Source organism: Hyalangium sp. (assembly GCF_045802625.1).
GTDB lineage: Bacteria > Myxococcota > Myxococcia > Myxococcales > Myxococcaceae > Hyalangium.
Genome location: NZ_JBJMQP010000187.1, coordinates 1 through 20825, shown reverse-complemented (window position 1 = coordinate 20825; position 20825 = coordinate 1). Strand labels below are relative to the sequence as shown.

Below are 20825 nucleotides of genomic sequence, written 5' to 3'. Positions count from 1 at the left end.
CCTCAGAAGAGCACCCGCTGCACGCCCGCCGCCTGGAGGAGGTAGTCCCTGGAGGCCTCGAGGGTGGCGCGCAGCTGAGGCCAGTGCACGCCGACCAGGGCTCCGCGCCATTTCCGGATCCGCCCCGCGACGATGACCGTGTCCACGTTGCCGCGGTCCATCAACGTCACGACGGCCCCCGGCACATTGTTGAGCGGGGCCACGTTGAGCGCGTCCGCCCGCAGCAGGAGGATGTCGGCCTCCTTGCCTGGAGTCAGCGAGCCGATCTTCTGGGAGAGCCGGGCCACCCGGGCCCCCTCGACCGTGGCGAAGCGGATCACATCACGGCACGTGAGGAGCTCGGGCAGGTTCGTCTCCCCGTTGATCGCGCGCTCGTTGATGAACGCCCGCTGAAGCGTGAAGACGGTCCGCATCTGGGTGAAGAAGTCCGCGGTCATCGTGCACTCGACATCGACGCTGAGCGCGGGCTGGACGCCATGGTCGAGCGCGGTCTGGATGGGCGGCATGCCGTGCCGCATGGTCATCTCGATCGGGGCCGCCATCGACATGGTCACCCCCGACGCGGCGATCGCCTGCCAGGAGGCCTCCGAGAGGTGAGTGCAGTGGATGAACTCGATGTCCGGCCCAAGCAGGCCCTCGCTCGCGATCTGCTCCACGAGCGTCTCCTGGCCGAGGCTGCCGACGAGGTGAGAGACGATGTGCAGGCCGTTCTGGCGCGCGATCGCCCAGTAGGTCCGCCAGTCGGGGAGGAACACCTCTCCGCCCATGGCCAGGGTCAGGAGCTGATCAGTCGAGGAGAAGTACCGGCTCCGGAGCCGCTGGAGATCATTCGGGAAGATGTTGTTGGGGCCCACGCCCGGCGAGTACACGAAGACCGAGCGGCGGCCCGCTTCCTGAAGCCCCTGGACGACGGCATCGCTGTGCGCCGGAGAATGGCCCACCTGCGAGGTGTCAACGACCGTGGTCACCCCCGCATCCAGCTGGCTGAGCGAAGCGACGAGCTCGGCGATGTAGGCGTCCTGCGGCCTGTAGAACGCCGTGATCAGCGTGTGGATGTAGTCGAGGTAGTTCTTCTGGCCGTGCGGCAGCCCGTCGTTGGACAGCAGGCCGTCTGACAGGAAGCTGCGCAGCGCGGTCTGATATTGGTGGTGGTGGGTGTCGATGAACCCTGGCATGACGATCATGCCGGCGGCGTTGATGATCTCCGCCCCCGAGGCCTGCAGGTTGGGCCCGACCGCGACGATCTTCTTGCCTTCGATGAGCACGTCACCCTGGGCGAAGTCTCCGACATTCGGATCCATGCTGAGGACCGCGCCGCCCTTCAGCAGGTAGCGCCGGTGCGGAGCACCCGTGTCCACTGGCATGTCACCGGCGCTGGCAGCGCTCCCCTGCGACAGGCCCCCCTGCGCAGACGCCGCCAGCGCAGGCGAGGGAGCCGAAGAGATCGCCGCGGCCCCCAGGGCTGTCGCCCCCCCCGCGAGCAGCTCGCGCCGGGAGGGACCCGCCTTCACGGGCTCACCAGTATGCACTGAGTTGTTTCCACAGAGCATCTGACACATGCCATGTCCCCTTCCTCTGGATTCACCAGAGCCTTTGGTCGCGTCAGCTTGCTTGAGGCACCAACGCTGATGTTCATGAAGCGGCCTCAAGGATAGCGCGTGGCGAACCACAGCGTCGAGCCCCGCTCTCCGCGCGCCCTGCTCCCCGCGGGGGTGCATCTGGACCTCCCACAGGCTGCGGGGGGAGCTGGCGGTCCCTCGGGAGCATCGGCACCCGCAGGGTGCCTTGTGGCCTTCCCACCTATAGAGTCCATTCTTGAAACGAGCTTTAAGCCTGCCGCCACACCTCTCGCAGCTGAACACCCTCTCCGCACTGGCCGGAGGCCCCGAGTCCGAGCTTCGCCAACCTTCAGCGAGCACCCAAGCGCACAAAGAAGCGCTGCTGCAAGCGGATCAGTCCCTGAATGTTGTCGTCACAGGGTGTAAGCGATGACTACGCGAAAAAGACTTGTCGTTGTTGTCTACGCGCCTGCGCTTGCGGGCAAAGACCGCCGCACAATCGATAGCGTCCATGGGATGGAAAAGGCGCTCCCCGGCTTGCGCCTGGAGTGGGAGGTAGGCAAAGGAGGGCGCCCCATCGCATTGCCGCGGCGGGATGCGTGGCTCGCAGAAAAGACTGAGGACGGGGGCTTCCCTTTGAAGTGCACGCGAAACTGCCGCTGGACGAGCCCGTGATCGCGGCAGCGGCGGCTGTGCTGGAGGGCGTGGCTGAGGGGGCGCGCGCGTTCTGGGGGCATGCGTCGCCGTATAGTTATGGCTCGGAAGTCTCGCAGCAGGTTCGCCGCTCCGCTCAGGGACCGGAGCGCTCACCCCGTGGGCTTCCCATGCTCAACCTTCCAGAGAAGCTCCCCGCGCCTGAGACTCCCTGGTTCCTCGGGTGGCTGAACTACTGGTCGGCCGCTACCGCGACGACCATCGGGTTCCCGGATCCTGCTCGCGACGCCGAGTTGCTGACGCGGGCGCGGCGCACGGCATCGGGCGGGTGGATCGTGCAGCTCACCGATGCGCCGCTCGACTACGACAACCCCGCCCACCTGGACGCGCTCAAACGGGCCTACGAGCGCTTCCCGGAGATCGGCGGGCGCGCGGCACCGTGACCCCTCAGCGCGCTGCGCGGGCGCTGGCGCTGGTAAGGCGCGAATCCAGGAGTTCGCTCACCTTTGATCAGGTCTTCACGTCGTCAAGGTTCTGAACGGAGCCGCCTCGGCCGCGCGCCCGAGCCATACGAGCACGGCCCCGCGCGTGCCCAGAATAGAAGGGGCTCGCGGGAATCGCGCGTGTGCGGCAGCCGAATGCGTGTCCGCCTCGTCACGCAATTCGTCGCGGCGGATCCGGAAGTCCGCCCACGCGAGGTTGTTGCGAATCAACCACCGCAGCGCGGGCGACGAGCGCGTGACCCGCTTCATGCACCACGATGCTGACCGCGAGGAGCAACGGGAACACCGCGCCATTGACCAGGACCCATGCGGTCAGCGGATGTCCGCGCAGGATGGCGATCTCCAGGAGGAGAATCGGCGGTGTGAACAATCCGAAGATCAGTCTACCCATGAGAGCGTCCGGTGCGGAGTGAGGGCCGCAGCGCCCCGCCCCTGTATCACAATCCGCGGTCCTCACTCCTCCCCTGGAAGTGACGAGCGGTAGTGTTAAGGACGAACACGGGGCATGAGCGAGCGTCCAGGCAGGCTGCCTCTTGTGTATTACTCTTCCCGTAGCGCGCACTGCGCAAGGGGCCGCTCCATGCCGACCAAGGACCAAAAACCGAAACCTCAGCGTGCCAGCACGGATGAAAGCCTGCGCTTGGAGCGTGAGAAGTCTGATCGTGTGTACGCCACTGGGCAAACCACGATTAACGCGGAGGCAGATGCCGCCATCCAACAGGCCCGGGAAAGTACGGATGACTTCCTACGAGCGACCCGCGAAAACGCGGATGGGCGGCTGTCGCGGAGTGAGACGCCCGCTCAAACGCGTGAGAGCGTTGCGAGGGGGCGGGCACACGAGGACGCAGCCTTACAGCAAGAGCGTTCGACGGCTGACGCGGAACGGCAGGACGAACGCGCCGAGCGCACGCGCGCCCTGGCGTCCCTCCTGCACCTGGGCCGCGCGGAAACGGACCTGCGGTTGCTGGTGGAGCGGACGCACGCCGATGAGGGGATAGCGACGCGGGATCAGTTCATGGGGATGGTCAGCCACGACTTGCGTACGCTCCTCGGGGGCATTGCTTTGCAGGCGGCCTTGCTCAAGCGGGATGCCGCCGAAGACGAGGCGGGCAGGAGGGCCGTACAAGCCGCCGAGAAGATCCAGCGATTCACCGCGCGGATGAACCGGCTGATCGGAGACCTGGTGGATGTGGCCAGCATCGAGGAGGGGAGGATCCGTGTCACCCCCGCCTTGCAGGATGCGGCCGCGCTCGTGCGGGAGTCTGTCGAAGCGTTCCAGCCTCTGGCCTCCTCCCAGGGCCTCTCGCTCGACGTGGAGACACGCGGGAACACGCTGATGGCGAGGTTTGACCATGGGCGCATCTTGCAGGTGCTCGCCAACCTGTTGAGCAATGCCATCAAGTTCACTCCGCCAGGAGGCAGGATTTCGCTTCGACTTGAGCCGGTGGGCCAGGACGTTCGCTTCTCTGTGACGGACACCGGTTCAGGAATCCCGAGCCATCAACTGGAGGCTGTATTCGAGCGCTTCTGGCAAGCACGCGGCGAAGACCGGAGAGGGCTAGGACTCGGCCTCTACATCTCCAAGAGCATTGTGGAAGCTCACGGGGGGCGGATTTGGGCCGAGAGTCAGCCCGGCGTGGGCAGCACTTTCGCGTTCACGCTCCCGGCGGCTGCTGCCTCAGCGACATGAAGGGTCCGAGTCCAGCCATGGGGTGGTGTTGAACCCCGCTCACTGTGGGCGTCCAGCCTGTCCGGTAATCAACCCCCTGGCAGCACTCTCGCCCCACACTCGGCCCCGGGCCAAGTGGCAATTGTACCAAGGTGCTAGTGTCGAACCCCACCGTGGGCAGGGCTGGCGGCGAGGTGTAGGAGCGTCGTCCGGCGCCCGGGGGGGAACGTCGGCGGCGTCACGGGGTGGCGTTGAGGTCTCGGCGTTAGCGAGCGTGAATCTCCGCGAGAGGGCGTCGGGGCCTCAACGGGGCGGGCTGCATCGTATGTTCCCCTGCTTGCTGCGCCCTTCTTCCCGCCTTTCTTGGACAGCGTCCGAGCAGGCCGGAAGTCAGGGCGGCGACGAGGCACGGCGAACAGCTACTTCAGAGCGAGCCGGTTTACCCCCTACACGGCTTCGATTCCCGCCGCCTCCATCCCGAGAAGCCCAGCAATGTACTGCCTTAGTGGTATCCACCAACTCTCGCTCCTTCCCTAATTTGGTGCTTCACAGACTTTTGTGAGGCGCTCTAAACCGTGAACGTTGGCGCCCCGTTACCTCGAGAGGGTCGACTGCCCTGAGGATGGACGCGATGCCCGTCAATACCGGTGTGAACAAGATGTCTGTGGTGACAAAGGACAGTGGCGGCGTAACCACGGCCTTCCCGGACGTGTGCAAGACGCCAAGCCCCGCAGGGCCGGTGCCCATTCCGTACCCCAACATCGCCCAGTCCTCGGACACCGCACAAGGTACCAAGACGGTGTCCGTGGCCGGCAACCCGGTGTGCGTGAAGGACTCCAACTTCAAGACGAGCACCGGCGACGAGGCGGGCACTGCAGGCGGCGGCGTGGCCTCCAGCAAGACCCAGGGCAAAGCCGAGTTCGTGAACTTCTCCTTCGATGTCAAGTTCGAAGGGAAGAATGTGGCGCGCGCCATGGACCTGATGCTCCATAACGACAAGAACACCCCCCCTTTCCCCGTCATCCAAGGGCCCGTCATCGCCAACGGCGGCAGCGACGAGGAACCCACTTGTGGTGTGTGCAAGAAGCACCTCTAGCCGCTCCACGCGAAGATGAACACTGGCATTCCCAATTCCTCGACACGCTCCCAGGGTTCCGCCCTACCTGGAAACACCATCGCCATCACCGGTCTGGGCATGGTGTCCGCGAGCGGCTCGGACGTGTCCTCGAGTTGTGCCTCCGCACGCGCGGGGCTCACTCGCTGGCGCGAACTCGATATCCAGGTAACGGATGAAGATACGCTGGAGGCCATCCCCCTGAAAGGACAGGAGGTCTACTGGCTCACCCTCGGTTTCGAAGGTTTCGCCCGCTTGCTGCGACTGGGGGATGCCGCGTTGCGTGACCTGCTGGAGCATTCCAGCCTGAAGCAGCCGACGATCGCGCAGACAGGCATCCACCTTCAGCTTCCCGGCACCTGGTTGGAAGAGGTCCACTTCCAGGCAAGCCTGCTGGATCGGCTCCCGGCGGAAGAGCGTGCGCCCATCCTCCGGGGGTTCGCCGCAGAACGCACCGAGAAGCGGGAGCAGCTCACGCGCCGGTTTCTCCCTGAGTTGCTCGCGCTGAACCAGCTGTCGCTCGCACCGCGAACGCAGCTCTATTCCTTCGGAGGAGCTGCCACCTTCGCCCAGGTGCTAACCCGGGCAGTGGAGGCTCTCCAGAGCCGGTCCCTTGAGCGATGCATCGTCGGTGGTATTGACTCCTGGGTGGATATGGAGACGCTCACCCAAGCCTACGAGATGGGCCTGCTCCGCACGCCTAACCGGCCCGTGGGGCGCTTTCCGGGTGAGGCCGCGGCCTTCGTGCTCCTGGAGCGGCTGGATGCCGCGCGCGCGCGCGGCGCCCGTGTCGAAGCGCTGCTCGGTCCTGTCGCATCCACGGTGGAGGCCGGGCACCGTTTTTCTGGTCGTCCCCTCACGGGCGCAGCCCTCTTCGAGACCATCACCGCCTGCGTCCCAGAGGAGGCGCGGCAGGCGACCGGAGTTGAACTGGCCATTGTCAACCTGAATGGTGATGAACCCCGGGCCCGCGAGTATGGCTGCACCCTGGTCCGACTCCAGGAGGCCGGGCTCCTCAAGTCTTCGCGACGTTGGTACGTCGCCGAGCACTTCGGAGAGATTGGAGCGGCCACAGGGGCCGTGGCCATCTGCATGGGCGTGAGAGGCTTCGTGCGGAGGTATGCCAGGAGCCCGACCATTCTGGTGTCTTTGCTCGACGACGAATTACCCCGGGGCTCGTTCCTGCTTCGGGACATCCCCTGGCGCCAGGACAAGACTGGAGCCAGAGCCCCTTACGGCATGCACTTATGAGCAAGAGAAAGAAAAAGGCAGGCAATGGGCAGGACGAGCATTTCGTAGCGCTTGAGTATGACGATTCCCACGTCAAGGACGAGGACGGCTGCGTTACGCGCTGCATCTACGAGGAGAAGGATGGGAAGCGCAAGTGCAAGTTCCCGAGTCACGACTACAGGGAGAACGGCTTCAACTACCAGAAGGGTTGTGCCGAGGTGAAATGGTACAACCTCCCCATTCATGAGAAAGGCAGCGACGCCCAGAAGCGCTTCCACGCTGTCTTCACCACCGCCTTCAAGCAGGTATGGCGCGACCCCAGCAAGCGGGAAAAAGCGTGGTACATGGGAGACGGCCCCTATGCGCACATCAACTTCATCTCGGGTGGATGGTGGCCCTGGGGCAACAATGCGCATCACCTCATCCCGGTGGATGATGCGTTGAACGACGAGACGGTGCTCAACTTCGACCAGCGCAAGCTGCTCCAGCAGGCGAAGTATAACGTCAACAAGGGTATCAACATCATCTACTTGCCCACGGGTACCCGGCACGCCACTCTCTTCCAACTCCTCAAGCATCCCCGGTACCACAGCACGTACAGCCAGGCTGTCCGGACCCGGGTGAAGGCCGTCAGGGATAATCTCACCAAGGGAGCAGACGAGGACGAGGACGGTCATCCGCAGCTCAATGAACAGACGGTGGGTAAGTTGGGTGAGCAGCTTCATGCCTTCTCGGGCCGGCTCCGCGAGCAGATCCGCGCGGCGGGAATCAAGAGTCCGGGAGCCCATCTCAACGAATTGGCAAGGCTCGTGCCCGTCCGGTAGGTAAACCCGCATGCACTCCTTCTCCATCCTCTCCACGAGCGACGATCCCAAGTACTGCCTTGTCGACGAGGTGCCCGAGCCCCTGAGATCCAAGAAGTGGCGCATCAGTGAGGGGCGGCCGATGGAGCACCGCTACCCACCCGACGTGGTGCTGAAGATGGATCGCGCCCACAAGGGACTGGTGGTCCCGGACCTAGTGGCCAACACCGAGCGCATCGCTATCGTCTCCACCAGGCTCAAGGGACTGCTGGAACAGCACTCCGGCGCTCGCATCGAGTTCCTGCCTGTCTCCATCGCCAACCACAAGGGCCGTATCGCCGCGAAGGACTACTGCATCGCCAACGTGCTCGACCACGTTGACTGCATCGACAAGGAGCGCAGCGAGGTGGAGGAACTGAATCCAGACCCCACCTTGCTCTCGGGACTGTTCCGGCTACAGGTCCTCCAGGACCGGATTCCCTCTGAGGCGAAGATGTTCCGGCTGAAGACCATGCCCACCGCCATCCTCATCCGTGAGGACCTGCGTGCCCTGCTTGATGCTGAGAACCTTACGGGTATCAGGCACATCGCCATGGGCGAGGAATGCGCCATCTACTGAGCCTCTGAACCCATGTCCTCTTCAAGCGTACTGGAGACCGTCCGCGACGATTCCCTTTTCGGGCTCGAGGAGGCCGTGCGCGCCATCCAGCGGCACGACGCCCTGGAGCGGTCCGGAGAGGCCTATGTGGTGGCCGCGACGTGCCACCGCCGGCTGGCCCTCTGCGCGTTACTGGTGGACGCGCGGCCAGACCGTTTCTCCGCTCACTTGTGCCACTCCGCGCACGCCCGCCTCCACTTCCTGGAACTCGTCGCGAGAGGTCATGGTGCCGAGCCTCGATTTCTCTGTGCAACCCAGGAGTTCTCCTTCATCGACGCCCTAGCCGCCGGACAGCCAGACCTAGCCATGGGCATTGCCCGGCTGGCGGCGTGCCGCCATGACCCGGCCTTCGAATACGAAGACGACTTCCTCCTCCACCACTTCCTCCACCACTTCCTCCTCACGGTGCGGGGAGCGAACTCTGCCGACTTGCCCGCCCTGCTGGAGCGCTGGGATGCGGCGCTGGAGGGAGGCTCCGATACCTATCTGGACGCCTGCCGTGCCCTGCTTCACCAGCAGGCCGACGCCTTCGATAAGGCACTCCAGGCCACTGTCGATGCGCGCTTGGTGAGGTTCCAGAAACTGCGTCGGGACTCAGGTCCCAACGACGAGCTGAGGAAGACCGAGGGGGCCTTGTTCATGAATGGGCTGGCGATGCTCCGGCTGGCGGAGCTGCGGGGAATGGATACCCGGCGCGAGTACCCCACCCTTCCCGCCTTGGCACGTGTCCCAATCGGCCGACCCGCTCCGCCGCAATCAGCGTGGATGACACCTGGATTGATGGATTAGGGAAGCGGGCGCCTCCTGGACCAACAGCCAGCGCATTCGCCCATTGCCAGACTTGGTACCCCCTACGCGGTTTCGTCCTCGGTCATGTTGCACGTATGTCGCAGGAGTCTGCGGTATGTGCTGGGGCAGGACGGGACGACACGGGACGCGGCGGGAGAACGAATCCGAATCATTCCGGGCGATTGCACGGTAAGGGCGCGATTCTGCTGAAGGTTTCGCACCGACCGGAGCGGGTTCGAATCCCGCCGCCTCCAATTACCTCCTCAAGGAGGTGTCTTGGTGCCCCTGGCGCAGCCAGTCCAGGAGTTCGGGCGGCTCCCGCGCGAACGCAGGGCACCCCGCCTCGAAGGCGGCACGCGCTCCCACGATGTCCCCAGTGGGCGCGCAGCGCCGTGTTGGGGCATGGTCCCTCGCAGTCCTCACTCCTCCCCCTGGGTCAGGCCCCATCGCTTCAGCTTCTTGAACAGGGCCGAGCGCGCCAGCCCCAGCTCCCGCGCCGCTCGCTCCTTGTTGTACCGGCACCGCCTCAACGTGCCCTCAATGAGCTGCCGCTCCACCCGCTGCATCATCTCCTCCAGCGTCACTCCCGCCGGCAGCTCCAGCTCCGGCGCCGCCGGCTCCTCGGGCGCGCTCACCGGCTCCTCATCGAAGGTGATGTCGCGGGCCTCGATGGTCGGCCCCTGGCGCACCAGCAGCGCGCGGCACACCACGTTGCGCAGCTCGCGGATGTTCCCCGGCCACCCGTGCTGCTGCAGCAGCCCCAGCGCCGCCGCCGTCACCGTCACCCGCTGGCCCCGCGGCGCGTACACCCTCACGAAGTGCTCCGCCAGCAGCCTCACATCCCCTCTCCGCCTCCTCAGCGGCGGCAGCACCACCCGCATCACGTCCAGCCGGTAGTACAGGTCCTCTCGGAACTTCCCCTGCTTCACCCACGCGCGCAGCTCCCGGTGCGTGGCCGCCACCACCCGCACGTCCACCTGGAAGGGCCGGGGGGAGCCCACCGGCTTGAGCTCCCCACTCTCCAGCACTCGCAACAGCTTGGCCTGCAGCTCCAGCGGCAGCTCGCCCACCTCGTCCAGGAAGAGCGTGCCCCCGTGCGCCGCCTCGAAGGCGCCCTTGCGCTTGGAGTCCGCCCCGGTGAAGGCCCCCTTCTCGTGGCCGAACAGCTCGCTCTCCATCAGCCCCGGCGAGAGCGCCGCGCAGTTGATGGGCAGAAACGGCCCCTGGGCCCGCGAGGAGCACGCATGCAGCGCACGCGCCACCAGCTCCTTGCCCGTGCCGGACTCGCCCAGGATGGCCACCGCCGCGTCCGAGGGCGCCACCCGCTGGATGCACTCCACCAACTGCCGCACCGCCGGATCCGTGCCGACGATGCCGTGGAAGCTCGGCTCCGGCTGTCCCTGGGGCACCGGCTCGAAGAGCAGCTCCGTCTCGCCCACCCGCAGCACGGTGTTCAGCGGGATCTCCGCCTCGTACAGGCGCAGGCTCCCCGCGAACGTGCCGTTGGTGGAGTTCAAGTCCCTCACGTGAAAGCCCGCCCCGCTCCGCCTCACCCGCAGGTGCTCGTTGGAGATGAACCGGTCCGAGAGGACCAGGGCATTGCTCGGGTCCTTGCCCACCGTGAAGGGGCCGGCGTCGATCCGGTGGAGCAGCTCCGTGGTGCCCTGCTTCACGCGCACCTGGGCGGGCGGGAGCGCCTGCTCCAGGGCCTCGCGCGACTGCACGTCGGTGAGAGGGCCCCGGTAGGTGGAGTCCGCGTCTCCCGCGCCGACGCGCTGGCGGAACACCGCGAGCCACGGGCCCAGCTGGAGGTCCACCCCATCGGGCAGCTCCCCCTGCGTCATCGGCTTGCCGGCCACCAGGGTGCCCTGGCCGGACAGATCCTCCAGCAGGCAGCGGGTGCCGTCATCGTGGAGCGCCACGTGCCGCCGGCTCACGTGGGGATCCGGGAGGACGACGTCGCAGTCCTCCCCTCGGCCGAGCACCAGGCGCTGGCGCTCCAGCACAATCCTGAGCACTTCCTCCCCTCGGCGAAAGAACACCAGCTCTGGCATGGCAGACCCCCTGCTCCGCGGACGCACAGCGTCGCGGCGCGTGGCCACTTCCCGTCGACGGGAAGTGACGAGCGGCCTCCAGCCTCTCCCGGGACGGCGCCGCGTGGCCACTTCCCGTCGACGGGAAGTGACGAGCGCTCCCGAGCCGGGGCGGCACCGTCCTCGTTCGCGGACGGTCTCTCCCGCGAGCAGCAGGCGCCCCTCCTCGTCATTTCGCTGGGTTACCGAAACACCCCCGGACTTCCCCCGAGCGCCGCCCTGCGTAAGCCCGCGGCATTGCAGCACTTTTTTCGGACCGTCTCCCAACGCGGACGGTTCGTCCTCGTTCGCGGACGGTGCGGGGGGGGGCTCTGCTCTCAAGTATCCGTTTTCACAGGCGCCCCGAGGTTGGCGCGCGGCGTGCTCAAGGCCCCTCCAGCCGCCGTCAAGCGGCCGGGACGCATCCCGCGTTCCCAGGGGGAGACCCTCACCATGTTCAGCCTGTTGAAGCCGAAGGAGCCCACGAAGCTCACCACCGTCACCTACACCATCCCAGAGAGCGCGACGCTCGAGCAGTTGAAGGCCGAGCTGCTCGGCCTGGCGGCGCAGGAGAGCAGCAACCACCACCGGATGGGGCAGATCTACAACCACATCGTGGACAAGGAGCTGGCGCAGAAGGCCGGCTTCAAGGACGCCCGGGAGTTCTTCAGTACGCAGCTGGCGGACCTGTCCCAGACCACCCTGAGCAAGTACGGGGCCGTGGCCGGGGCCTTCACCGAGTCCGTCGCGTGCCGCTTCGGCGTCACGTGCCTGTACATGCTGCTGACGTACCAGGAGGCGACGGCCCTCGAGGTGAACCACGAGGAGCCGGGCGACACCCTCATCGAGGTGCCGGATGACAAGGGACAGGTGAGCACGCTGCCGTTCAAGGCATGCACCGCGGAGCAGATGCGCAGGGCGCTCCAGCTCAAGCGCAAGCCGGCCTCCAGCAAGCCCCTGCCGCCAGAGGCCGAGGCGCTGGCCGAGCAGTACCGCCAGGCGGTGACGGTCCGCTTCCCCCAGGGCAAGGGCACGCTGGTCAAGGTGCGGGTGCGCAACCAGAAGGGCAAGGCGGTGCTGGACTTCACGGGCATCCCCCTGGAGCAGGTGGGCCAGCTCCTCGAGGCGCTGAAGGAGCAGGTGCCAGTGGTGCGGCAGGCAGAGTAGAGCGGGTGTAGCGCGGGCGGCCCAGAGGAGGTCGCCGAGCCACGGGTGTAGGCTTCTCGCGTGGGGAGGCTCGTACGCGCCTGCCCTGCCCCGAGGCCCCCTTGCCCAGCGCTGCCCCACCCTCGCTCCACCCGGCCCACCTGCCTCCCGGCACGCAGGTGGGCCCCTGGCGCGTGGTGGAATGGGCCGCCCAAGGCATCCACGGCGCCGTCTATCGCGCCGTGCCCCGGCACTCCGAGCGCTCACAGCCCGTCGCCCTCAAGCTGGCGCTGCGCCCGGAGGACCCTCGGTTTGCCCGGGAGGCGCTGCTGCTCTCCCGCCTGCGCCACCCGAGCATTCCCCGCCTGTGGGACTCTGGCTCGTGGCACTCCCCCGAGGGCTTGCTCTATCCCTGGCTCGCCATGGAGTGGGTGGACGGCGTGCCCCTGTATCCCTGGGCCCTTCAGCCTGCTGCCTCCTCCCGCGAGTGCTTCCGCGTGCTGGCCCAGCTCGCCAGCGCCCTCCACGCGCTCCATGCCCTCGGCGCCGTCCACCGAGACCTCAAGGGCGAGAACGTCCTGGTGCGCTCCTCCGACGGCCGAGCCATGCTCACCGATTTCGGCCTGGGCTCCTTCCCGGGCGCGGAGTTGCTCACTCCTCCCGCGCTCTGCCTGGGCACCCCGCTCTACCGCTCGCCCCAGGCCGGCCTCTTCCAGCTCAACTCCCGGCAAGAGCCCTCGGCCCGCTACATTCCCCTGCCCGAGGATGATCTCTACGCGCTGGGAATGACGGCCTGCCGGCTGCTCACCGGAGATTATCCGCAGTGGGTGAACCCGGAGCGGGATGAGCACGGCATCTGGCAGGTGAAAACCGTGCGCACTCCCGCCTCGCTTCGAGGAGTGGAGCCTCCCGTGCGCGCCGCGATTCTGCGCCTGCTCTCGGTGCGCCCCGAGCAACGCGGCACCGCGGCAGCATTCGCCGAAGTCCTGGAACGAGCCGCGCCCCCACCGCCCCAGCGGGCTAAGCCCCCAGCGCCCGCGCGTGGGGTGTGGCCTTGGCTGGCGCTGGCGGCGAGCCTGACGCTGGTGGTGTGGGCGGGGTGGAAGATTGCCGAGCGGTTCGCGGAGAAGACCTCCGTTGCCCAGGCGAGGGCTGAGGCAGCACGCCCACGGGACGCGGGCACGACGGGACTTGGAGAGTCCGCAGCCACCGCGCGCTACACGCTGGACTGATCACTCACCGGGAGCTTCCGATGCAGAGCAACCCCTGGCCCGACCGCCTTGCACGCGCGTTCGCCATCCTCCGAGGCGCAGTGCTCGTCCCGTACTCGGTGATGCTCTTCCTCGAACCCGAGAAGGTGATGCCCGGCAGTTCGACTGAACCCGCGCGGACCTTCGCCCTGATGTTCGCCAGCCGAACGATACTCCTGGGAATTGCCTTCTTCGTCCTCGCGATTCGCGGCAAGCGGGAGGGGCTCGCCGGGCTCCTCCTGGCGGATGCCGCGCTCCAGTTCTTCGATACCGGAATGGCGCTCGTGACCCACAAGGGAGCCTTGGCGGTCGTCCCGGCCGCCATCGGCGTCATCGGCGTCTGGGCTGGCCTCTTCCTCTTGCGCGCCGCACGTGGCACCGTGCCACCCACTCCCCCAGTGCCATCGAGCGGGCGAGCGAGTCCATCATGAGAAGGGACACCCGCCTTGCTGATTGACACCCTGAGGAAGCAGCACCAGGAGCTGGTCCGGCTCTCCAAGCACATGGACGCCACGCTGGAGCGTGGGGATGAGGCCGGCGCTCGCGCGGCGCTCTCCTCGCTGTCCCAGGCGCTGCGAGAACACCTCAAGCTGGAGGATCAGGAGATCTACCCGGGGTTGATCCGCGCCGCCCAGGAGGCAGGGGACGAGAAGATGCTCGAGACGGCCCGCCTCTTCGCCAGCAACATGCAGCGCATCACCGACTCGCTGCGGGACTTCATGTCCCGGCACGAGGCCAGCTTCCACCTGGAGCGGTTCCAGAAGGGCTGGCGCACCCTGAGCGGGGTGCTCTCCGCGCGCATCGAGTCCGAGGAGAAGACGCTCTATCCGCTCTACGAGCGGCGAGTCGCCCCCAGGGCCGGCGCTCCCTTGGCCCCGAGCGAAGAGTAGCCCCCGCCGCACCGCGCCGGCCCTAGCGAACGGCCCCATCGATGCCACCCGGCGCACGCCCCTCGGCAGCGGCTCACTGCACCTGGAAGGCCTGGGAGGCTCGGCCGAAGTTGCCTTGCCCGTCGGACAGCTCCACCTGCCAGACATACGTCGTTCCCGAGCTGAGCGCGCTGGCCTTCCCGTCATCGTTGTAGGTGACCTGGGTCTGGGACAAGGGCATGACGCGAGTCCACACCACGGGCCCGAACGCGTTGTCCTCCCTCACCATGAGGCGCTGAGTCAGCGAGGCGGAGAGCCCCGTGGGCAGGCTCCAGGTGAAGGTCGGCGTAGCGGAGGTGGGGGCACCGTCGATAGGAGAGGCCAGCGTCGCGAGGGGCAGCGCGGGGGGCACCTCCACGAAGAGCGGCTCCGTGCTGCCATCGGCATAGCGAACCTCCGCGGTGAGGCGAGCGCCCACGGGCCACGCCGAGGACGGATCGGACACATACGACTCCAGACCGAGGGGGCTGCCCTCCTGCCCCGCCAGAGCGCCGATGAGGGGAGGATAGAAGACGTAGGGCACATCGTACGGAACCGGCAGCGGCTGTCCGGCGGTCAGGCGGGCCGCCACCAGGGGCTTGCTGCCGGCAAGGACCGAGAAGTCATAGAAGATACCTCCGAACTGGATGGATCCGCCCGTCGACCACCCGTTCTGCTGGAGCGAGGTGAGGCGCGCGGTGGCCGGAATCCCCACGAACGAGAGATCCGGAGCGCTCACGGCAGCCGTGCCGCTCACCGTGACGTGAGGGCGCAGCGCGATGCTCGGAGCGGCTCGCTCCAGGACGTTATCGCCGTTGGCATCCAGCAGCGCCCACACCGTGTAGTCCCCCTCCGGGAGCCCAGGGATGGACCAGGAGATTGTCGAGGCCGACATGGGCACCCGGGTGAACAGCAAGGTGGATCCCCGGGCCGCCACCACGTACACCGAGCCCGAGGCCGAGGGCGCCTCGAGCTGCACCTTCCCGCTCAACGTGGCCCCCGCACCGGGCGCGCCTCCCACCTCCACGGCGGAGACCAGGGCTCGCACTCCGCCTTCCACGCCGCCCCTCACCGGCGCCACGCCCACGTAGTACTGCCCGGCGGGCAGCCCCGGCACGACGACGAGGTGGCCATGGTTGGGCACCCACGGTCCGGACGTGACGGTGCGAGAGCCCACGGAGTGGGTGGGCCCGGGATCCGGCTGGTGGCTCCAGTAGATCTTGTAGGAATCCGCCAGCTCGCCGTAGGTCCTCCCCACGTCATAGGAAGTGCCAAAGGCGATGAACAGGCTGTCACCCGAGCCCACCGCTTGCGGCGTGAAATTGAGGTCCGCCAGCGGGGGCGGCTGTGAAGGATCAGCCAGCGTGAGATCCAGAACCTGATCCTCTCCCGTGAGATAGATGGGAACGAGGGCCATGGGATCCATGGCGAGGTTGAGGCGGCCCGTTCCCGCGGTGTCCATGTAGGCCAGCACGAAGCTGGGCAGCGAGCTGTCCTGGAGGGGATGGAGGCTGTAGGCCCCAGGGGCCTCGAGGCTGGTGCTCACCTCGGGAGTCAGGCTGTCACCACTCCCGTACCCCCAGACGAATGAGAGGTACACCCGCCCCCGGCCCTGCCCTGTATAGCTCACGGTCCCGCGCAGCGTGGGAAGAGGCGCCTCCTGGGTCACCGTCACCGTGGCGCGCGCGGAGAGCTCGGGCTGGCTCTGGACGCTCACCCCCACGTGGAAGGTGCCCGGCGTGGCGGGCGCCAGGTAGCTCGCCGCGCCGTTCCCCAGATCCGTCACCGAGCCGCCCTGGCTCCCCTCCTCCACTCGCCACACGAGCTGCTCGCTGCCCGTGCCATTGACAATCTGGGCCTTGAACCGGGCGTCCTGGCGGACCCCCAGCTTGCGGGCCGCCGGCAGCAGCGTGAGGCTGGGCGGTGCCTTCTTCACGGTGACCTGGACATGGGCGAAGGACTGAGGGTTCACCACGCTGGTGGCGCGGACCTGGGCCGAGCCCTCCTCGGCGGGCGCGGTGTAGAGGCCCGAGTCGTCCACCGAGCCCCCGCCAGCGGTCACCTTCCATTGCAGGCGCGTGTCGGACGTCCCCGTCACCGTGGCGTGGAGCTGCACGCTCTCTCCCGCAGCCACCGTGACATTCACGGGGTCCACCAGCACCTCCACCGGGGTGCTGGAGCCGCTGGAGCAGGCCAGGGCTCCGAGCAGCAACACCGGCACGAGCACGTGGGAACGCAGGCTGGAGGACCATCGACGGGAAGAGTTTCCGAGGGTGTGCATGCGCGCCAGTTTGCCCGAGCTCCGAGCGGGAAAAATAGAGCGTTGCCACGCGGGGGTGGCTGGGCATCCCAGGGTGAGACGGCATAGCCTCCCACCCCGGCCATGGATCCCATCTTCACGCCCGAGCAGCTCGCGGAGATCAAGGCGTACAGCCTGCCGTACTACATCCGCGCCGCGGTGAACCCCTTCGTGTACGTGGGGTTCCTGGCCCTCACGCTGGGGCCGTTGAACAAGCCGTTCTACCGCTTCGCCCAGGCCGCGGCCGGGTGGCTCGACGCCCGGCTGGCGTTCCTGCGCAACGCTCCGGGCAGCCGCGTGTTCCTCCGGGCGCTGGACATGCTCTGGGGCGAGAAGGGCTGGGGCGCGGCGCTGCTCTTCTCCCTCTGCGTCGATCTCAGCCTCAAGCTCGTCACCGCCCCGATCGACTTCTACTTCGGCTACATCCTCGAGCACCGCTACGGCATGTCCACGTACACGCCGCTGTCGTACGCCAGGGACGAGCTCAAGCAAGTCCTGGCGGCCATGGTCATCGTCTCCGCGCTGGTGCTCGGGCTCTACGGCCTGGCGCGGCGCCTGAAGCGCTGGTGGCTGGTGCTGGGCGTGCCCGTGGCCCTGCTCATGCTGGTGGCCTCGGCGTTGGATCCGTACCGCAGCCGCGCCTTCTTCGATCAGACGCCCCTGGAGGCCGGCCCGCTGCGCACCCACCTCACCGAGCTGATGGCCCGCGCGAACATCCCCTTCTCGGACGTGCTGGTGGAGAAGACCTCCGTGGCCTCCAACCGCGTCCAGGCCTACTTCGCCGGCCAGGGGCCCACGCGCACCATCGTGCTCAATGACGTGCTGCTCCGGGAGTTCACCGAAGGAGAGATCCTCGCGGCCGTGGCCCACGAGGCAGGCCACGTGAACGAGTCCCAGTGGCCCAACCGTATCGCCTCCTCGCTCGCGCTCGTCGCCTTCCTCTTCGCCATTGACCGGCTGCTGCGGCTGTCGGCGGCCCGAGGCTGGTTCGGGACCACGCGCTTCGCGGACCCTCGCACCCTGCCCCTCATCCCGCTGCTGCTCTACGTCGTGATGACGGTGTCCGCGCCCGTCTCCGCGGCGTTCTCCCGGGAGCGGGAGCGCGAGGCCGACCGCTACGCCCTGCGCCTCACCCAGGATCCCTCCACGTTCCGCCAGATGCTGGTGAAGGCCGCGAGGCTGAACAAGATGGACCCCGAGCCTCCTCGCTGGGTGGTCATCAAGGGCCTCACCCATCCGCCCATCGGCGAGCGCATCGCCGAGATCTCCGTACCCTGAAAACGGCCAGCGGGTGGGCCCCCTGCTCCGCCCACCTTCCCCTTGGGCCCACCCACCGGCCGCCGTCACCAGGCCCTCCCCTGCAACCTGGCGACTCTCGTCAAACCTCCTCTCTGGCAGCCGGGGGCGCTACGCCTGCACGTCCCCCTTCATCTTCTCCACCGCCACCAGCGTGATGGCCTTCACCAGCGCCCGGGCCCGGCGGCCCGCCGAGGTCTCCCCGTGCGGATCCGCCTCGACGGCGTTGGCCACGTCCGTGAAGCCCTGCCGCTGGCCCTGGCGCAGGTAGAGCTCGCCGCGGTTGACGAGGGCCACCGGGTTGCTCGGGTCTCGCTCCAGCGCCGCGCTGTACTCGGTGATGGCCTCCTGCAGCCGCCCCAGCTTCTGGTACACGGTGCCGAGCGCCGCCCGGCTGGCCGCGTCCTTCGGGTTCCCCGCGACGAGCCCCTCGAAGAGGATGCGCGCCTCCTCGTAGCGCCCCCCGGCGGCCAGCTCGCACCCCACCTGCGCGATGGCCTTGGCCTCCTCGAAGGTCATCCCCTCCACCTCGGCCCACGTCGCCTCGCCTCGCGCGAACGCCTTCAGCTTCCCCACGGTCTCGGTCCGGAGCTCCATCGTCGCGTCTCCCTGGTACTTGATGATGCGTCCCATGGCGGCTCAGGCCCGGCCCAGGTTCTGGATGGCCTGCTTGGCCATCTCGTTGAAGTTCGAGGAGATGTTGCTCATCAGATCGAACATCTGCTTGCGCTTCTCCATCAGCTTCTGGAGGCGCAGGTTGAGCTGCTCCATCGTCGTCTCCAGCTTCGCCTCGCGCGCCCGGCTGCTGTCATCCGTGCCCAGGCCGGCGCGCTCGTCGCGGACGCTCGCCATCTCCTTCATCACGTCGAGGATCTCGCCGTCCGTGTCGCTGGTGATCATCGTGAGGATGGCCTGGAGCTTCTCCTCCAGGCTCATGTTCGGGTTGTTGATGATGTCGCTCACGCCCGAGCCCCCGCTGCTGCCCCCAGGCTTCGGAGTGGGCGTCGGCGGAGGGCTGTGCGCGGGAGGCTTCGGCGGCGGGGTGGACGGCGGCCGGTTCCCCACGGGCGGCGTCGGCTGACCGGCCGACGGAGTGCCGCACACGGGCGGCGGGGCCGGCCTGGGCGTGGGCCCGGGCGGCGGGGCCGGTATGGGCGTGGGCGCCGGAGAGGGCTTCGGGGGCTGGCGCACGCCGTAGCGCGCAATGTCCTCGTTCACCTTCTTCAGCGCCTGCTGCACATCCAGCTGGCTGATGGTGCCATCCACCGAGCCTCCCTTGCCCGCCGTGTCCACCATGTTGCGGTACTCGGGGTGCTCGAGCATGAAGCGAGCCGCGTTGCGCAGCTCGGGGGACAGGCTCGGGTGGTTCGCGGCCGCCACGAGCGTGCGCTGATCGATCTTCTCGTTCTTCTTGCCATCCAGCGTGTCGAGGAGCCCGAAGTTGGCGGCCAGGGTGTTCAGCACGTCCCGGTACTGGAGAACCCCCGGATCCAGCGAGCCCGTGGAGGCCGTGCTGCCCGTGGCCGAGGTGGCGCTCGGGGTGGCGGCGTAGCCATCCTGGGCGGTGGCGGAGTCCTTGGACGGGGCGAACTCCGTCTGGGCCGCCGGGTGCTTCTGCAGCTCCGACATGACGCCCAGGGCGCCACTGGCGGCCATCATCACGTTGCCGGTCACCGCTCCGGCCACCGTCTTGATGGAGTTGGTCAGCAGCGGAGGAAGCCCCAGCCTGTCCCCCGCGAAGTCGACCGCGCTCGCCATCGGCCCGGCCAACGTATTCACTGCGTTCTTGATGAAGTCGAACATGTTGCCCTCCCGCGCGGCGGGAAAGAGGTTGGGCACAGCCAGCCGCCGCGCATCGGACGGGCCGGGCCATTGCAGCCGGGATGCCGAAGCCCTCGCCCAGCGAATTCAACGAGTTAGGTTTTCCAACCGTCCACGGCCGTCTCGCGCCGTGGACTGCTAGAGTCCCGCGCCCATGCGGACGCTGGGCCTGGACGTGGGCACCAAGACCATCGGGGTGGCCGTCTCGGATGGGCTGGGGCTGACCGCCCAGGCCGTCACGACGATCCGGCGCACCAACCTCAAGGCGGATCTCGCGGCGCTGTCCGCGCTGGCGCGCGAGCACGAGGCCTCACGGATTGTTGTCGGGCTGCCGCTCAACATGGATGGCACGGAGGGCCCGCGCGCCGAGGCCTCGCGGAAGTTCGCCGAGTCCGTCACCCAGTCACTCGGCCTGCCCGTGGAGTTCTGGGACGAGCGGCTGTCCACCGTGGCCGCCGAGCGGACGCTGCTCGAAGCGGACCTCACGCGGGCCAAGCGCCGGCAGGTCATCGATCAGGTGGCCGCGCAGTTCATCCTCCAGGGCTGGCTGGATGCCCACCGCCCGGTGGGGGATCTGCACGCGGACGACTTCGACCCGGAGTCTTGAGGAAAGGTTGCTCCGCGCGACGGAAGAGGAGGAGTGGTGTAGAACCTGACTCCCTGCCATCACGAGCCCGGCGGGCCAGACGGACGCGGGCCTTATGTAGCACTTGTCAGCGAGCGCGCATGATCCACAGGCTGACCCTCAAGAACTTCAAAGGCATCGAATCGGCGGAGCTCGACTTGGAGCGGCTCACCGTCATCGTCGGCCCTAATGCTTCTGGCAAGACCACCGTCTTGCAGGCCCTGCACCTGCTCCTGGCGCTCTCCAATCCGAACACCGTACGCAGCGAACTCTTCGCGCAGCATGGAGGAATCGCTGCGCTCCAGCGGCGAGGAAGCCAGGATGAGGAGGGCCTCATCCGAGCACATGGCAGCTGGCAGGATCAGCCAGGGACACTGTGGATGGAATTCGCCGCAACGAATCATCCCCGCCGGGCTAATGGACAGAATG

At 67.5% G+C, this 20825-nt stretch carries 19 protein-coding genes and 1 pseudogene; 14 read left to right on the top strand and 6 right to left on the bottom strand.

Translation table 11 applies throughout. The features are described 5' to 3' along the window. Positions 1-2: 2 nt before the first annotated feature. Entirely contained in the window at positions 3-1511 is a 1509-nt protein-coding gene (locus tag ACJ8AT_RS31415; RefSeq protein WP_407741625.1) for an amidohydrolase family protein, read from the bottom strand. Positions 1512-1988: 477 nt separating this feature from the next. On the opposite strand from ACJ8AT_RS31415, the pseudogene ACJ8AT_RS31410 reads away from it, so the two are divergent. Then, positions 1989-2656 (top strand): annotated as a pseudogene (locus ACJ8AT_RS31410) (DUF5953 family protein). 211 nt (positions 2657-2867) lie between these two features. Here the strand turns inward: ACJ8AT_RS31410 and ACJ8AT_RS31405 are convergent. Next, a complete protein-coding gene (locus ACJ8AT_RS31405) occupies positions 2868-3107 on the bottom strand; it encodes a hypothetical protein (protein WP_407741624.1) in 240 nt (79 codons plus the stop codon). A 189-nt stretch (positions 3108-3296) separates the two neighbouring features. Between ACJ8AT_RS31405 and ACJ8AT_RS31400 the strand changes: the two genes are divergently transcribed. From ACJ8AT_RS31400 to ACJ8AT_RS31375, 6 genes are all read left to right on the top strand, one after another. Beyond that, positions 3297-4406: a sensor histidine kinase gene (locus ACJ8AT_RS31400; RefSeq protein ID WP_407741623.1), complete on the top strand. Its 1110-nt coding sequence runs from the start codon at positions 3297-3299 to the stop codon at positions 4404-4406. 610 nt (positions 4407-5016) lie between these two features. Then, the gene (locus tag ACJ8AT_RS31395; RefSeq protein WP_407741622.1) at positions 5017-5481 is read left to right on the top strand and encodes a DUF4150 domain-containing protein; all 465 of its coding nucleotides are present in this window, start codon (positions 5017-5019) and stop codon (positions 5479-5481) included. Between the two features lie 15 nt (positions 5482-5496). Continuing rightward, the gene (locus tag ACJ8AT_RS31390; protein ID WP_407741621.1) at positions 5497-6750 is read left to right on the top strand and encodes a hypothetical protein; all 1254 of its coding nucleotides are present in this window, start codon (positions 5497-5499) and stop codon (positions 6748-6750) included. Then, entirely contained in the window at positions 6747-7553 is an 807-nt protein-coding gene (locus ACJ8AT_RS31385) for an AHH domain-containing protein (protein ID WP_407741620.1), read from the top strand. The genes ACJ8AT_RS31390 and ACJ8AT_RS31385 overlap by 4 nt, the downstream gene beginning before the upstream one ends. 10 nt (positions 7554-7563) lie before the next feature. Further along, complete coding sequence (locus ACJ8AT_RS31380; RefSeq protein ID WP_407741619.1) at positions 7564-8151, top strand: imm11 family protein; 588 nt, start codon at positions 7564-7566, stop codon at positions 8149-8151. Between the two features lie 12 nt (positions 8152-8163). After that, positions 8164-8979 (top strand): hypothetical protein, encoded by an 816-nt coding sequence (locus ACJ8AT_RS31375; RefSeq protein ID WP_407741618.1) that lies wholly within the window; start codon positions 8164-8166, stop codon positions 8977-8979. Positions 8980-9398: 419 nt separating this feature from the next. On the opposite strand, the gene ACJ8AT_RS31370 is transcribed toward ACJ8AT_RS31375, so the two are convergent. Then, entirely contained in the window at positions 9399-11033 is a 1635-nt protein-coding gene (locus tag ACJ8AT_RS31370; protein WP_407741617.1) for a sigma 54-interacting transcriptional regulator, read from the bottom strand. A gap of 471 nt (positions 11034-11504) precedes the next feature. Here ACJ8AT_RS31370 and ACJ8AT_RS31365 point away from each other — a divergent pair, with 471 nt between their 5' ends. The 4 genes from ACJ8AT_RS31365 to ACJ8AT_RS31350 all read left to right on the top strand — a co-directional run bounded on the left by ACJ8AT_RS31365 (position 11505) and on the right by ACJ8AT_RS31350 (position 14337). Further along, positions 11505-12218, top strand: coding sequence for a hypothetical protein (locus tag ACJ8AT_RS31365; protein WP_407741616.1), 714 nt, complete (start codon positions 11505-11507; stop codon positions 12216-12218). 101 nt (positions 12219-12319) lie between these two features. Continuing rightward, on the top strand, positions 12320-13429 hold the full coding sequence (locus ACJ8AT_RS31360; protein WP_407741615.1) for a serine/threonine-protein kinase: 1110 nt from the start codon (positions 12320-12322) through the stop codon (positions 13427-13429). 20 nt (positions 13430-13449) lie between these two features. Then, positions 13450-13878, top strand: a complete 429-nt coding sequence (locus ACJ8AT_RS31355) for a DUF4267 domain-containing protein (RefSeq protein WP_407741614.1) — start codon at positions 13450-13452, stop codon at positions 13876-13878. Positions 13879-13893: 15 nt separating this feature from the next. Then, positions 13894-14337 (top strand): hemerythrin domain-containing protein, encoded by a 444-nt coding sequence (locus ACJ8AT_RS31350; protein ID WP_407741613.1) that lies wholly within the window; start codon positions 13894-13896, stop codon positions 14335-14337. A gap of 73 nt (positions 14338-14410) precedes the next feature. Here ACJ8AT_RS31350 and ACJ8AT_RS31345 read toward each other — a convergent pair whose 3' ends face one another. Further along, entirely contained in the window at positions 14411-16636 is a 2226-nt protein-coding gene (locus ACJ8AT_RS31345) for a hypothetical protein (protein ID WP_407741612.1), read from the bottom strand. 102 nt (positions 16637-16738) lie between these two features. Here ACJ8AT_RS31345 and ACJ8AT_RS31340 point away from each other — a divergent pair, with 102 nt between their 5' ends. Next, on the top strand, positions 16739-17932 hold the full coding sequence (locus tag ACJ8AT_RS31340; RefSeq protein ID WP_407741611.1) for a M48 family metalloprotease: 1194 nt from the start codon (positions 16739-16741) through the stop codon (positions 17930-17932). Between the two features lie 129 nt (positions 17933-18061). On the opposite strand, the gene ACJ8AT_RS31335 is transcribed toward ACJ8AT_RS31340, so the two are convergent. After that, positions 18062-18583 carry a tetratricopeptide repeat protein gene (locus ACJ8AT_RS31335; protein WP_407741610.1) on the bottom strand — a complete coding sequence of 174 codons (522 nt, stop codon included), beginning with the start codon at positions 18581-18583 and terminating at the stop codon, positions 18062-18064. Positions 18584-18589: 6 nt separating this feature from the next. Beyond that, a complete protein-coding gene (locus ACJ8AT_RS31330) occupies positions 18590-19753 on the bottom strand; it encodes a hypothetical protein (protein ID WP_407741609.1) in 1164 nt (387 codons plus the stop codon). Between the two features lie 172 nt (positions 19754-19925). On the opposite strand from ACJ8AT_RS31330, the gene ruvX reads away from it, so the two are divergent. Together ruvX and ACJ8AT_RS31320 are read left to right on the top strand one after the other, a co-directional pair. After that, complete coding sequence (ruvX, locus tag ACJ8AT_RS31325) at positions 19926-20378, top strand: Holliday junction resolvase RuvX (RefSeq protein ID WP_407741608.1); 453 nt, start codon at positions 19926-19928, stop codon at positions 20376-20378. 119 nt (positions 20379-20497) lie between these two features. Then, on the top strand, positions 20498-20825 hold a 328-nt coding region (locus tag ACJ8AT_RS31320; protein WP_407741607.1), incomplete at its 3' end, for an AAA family ATPase.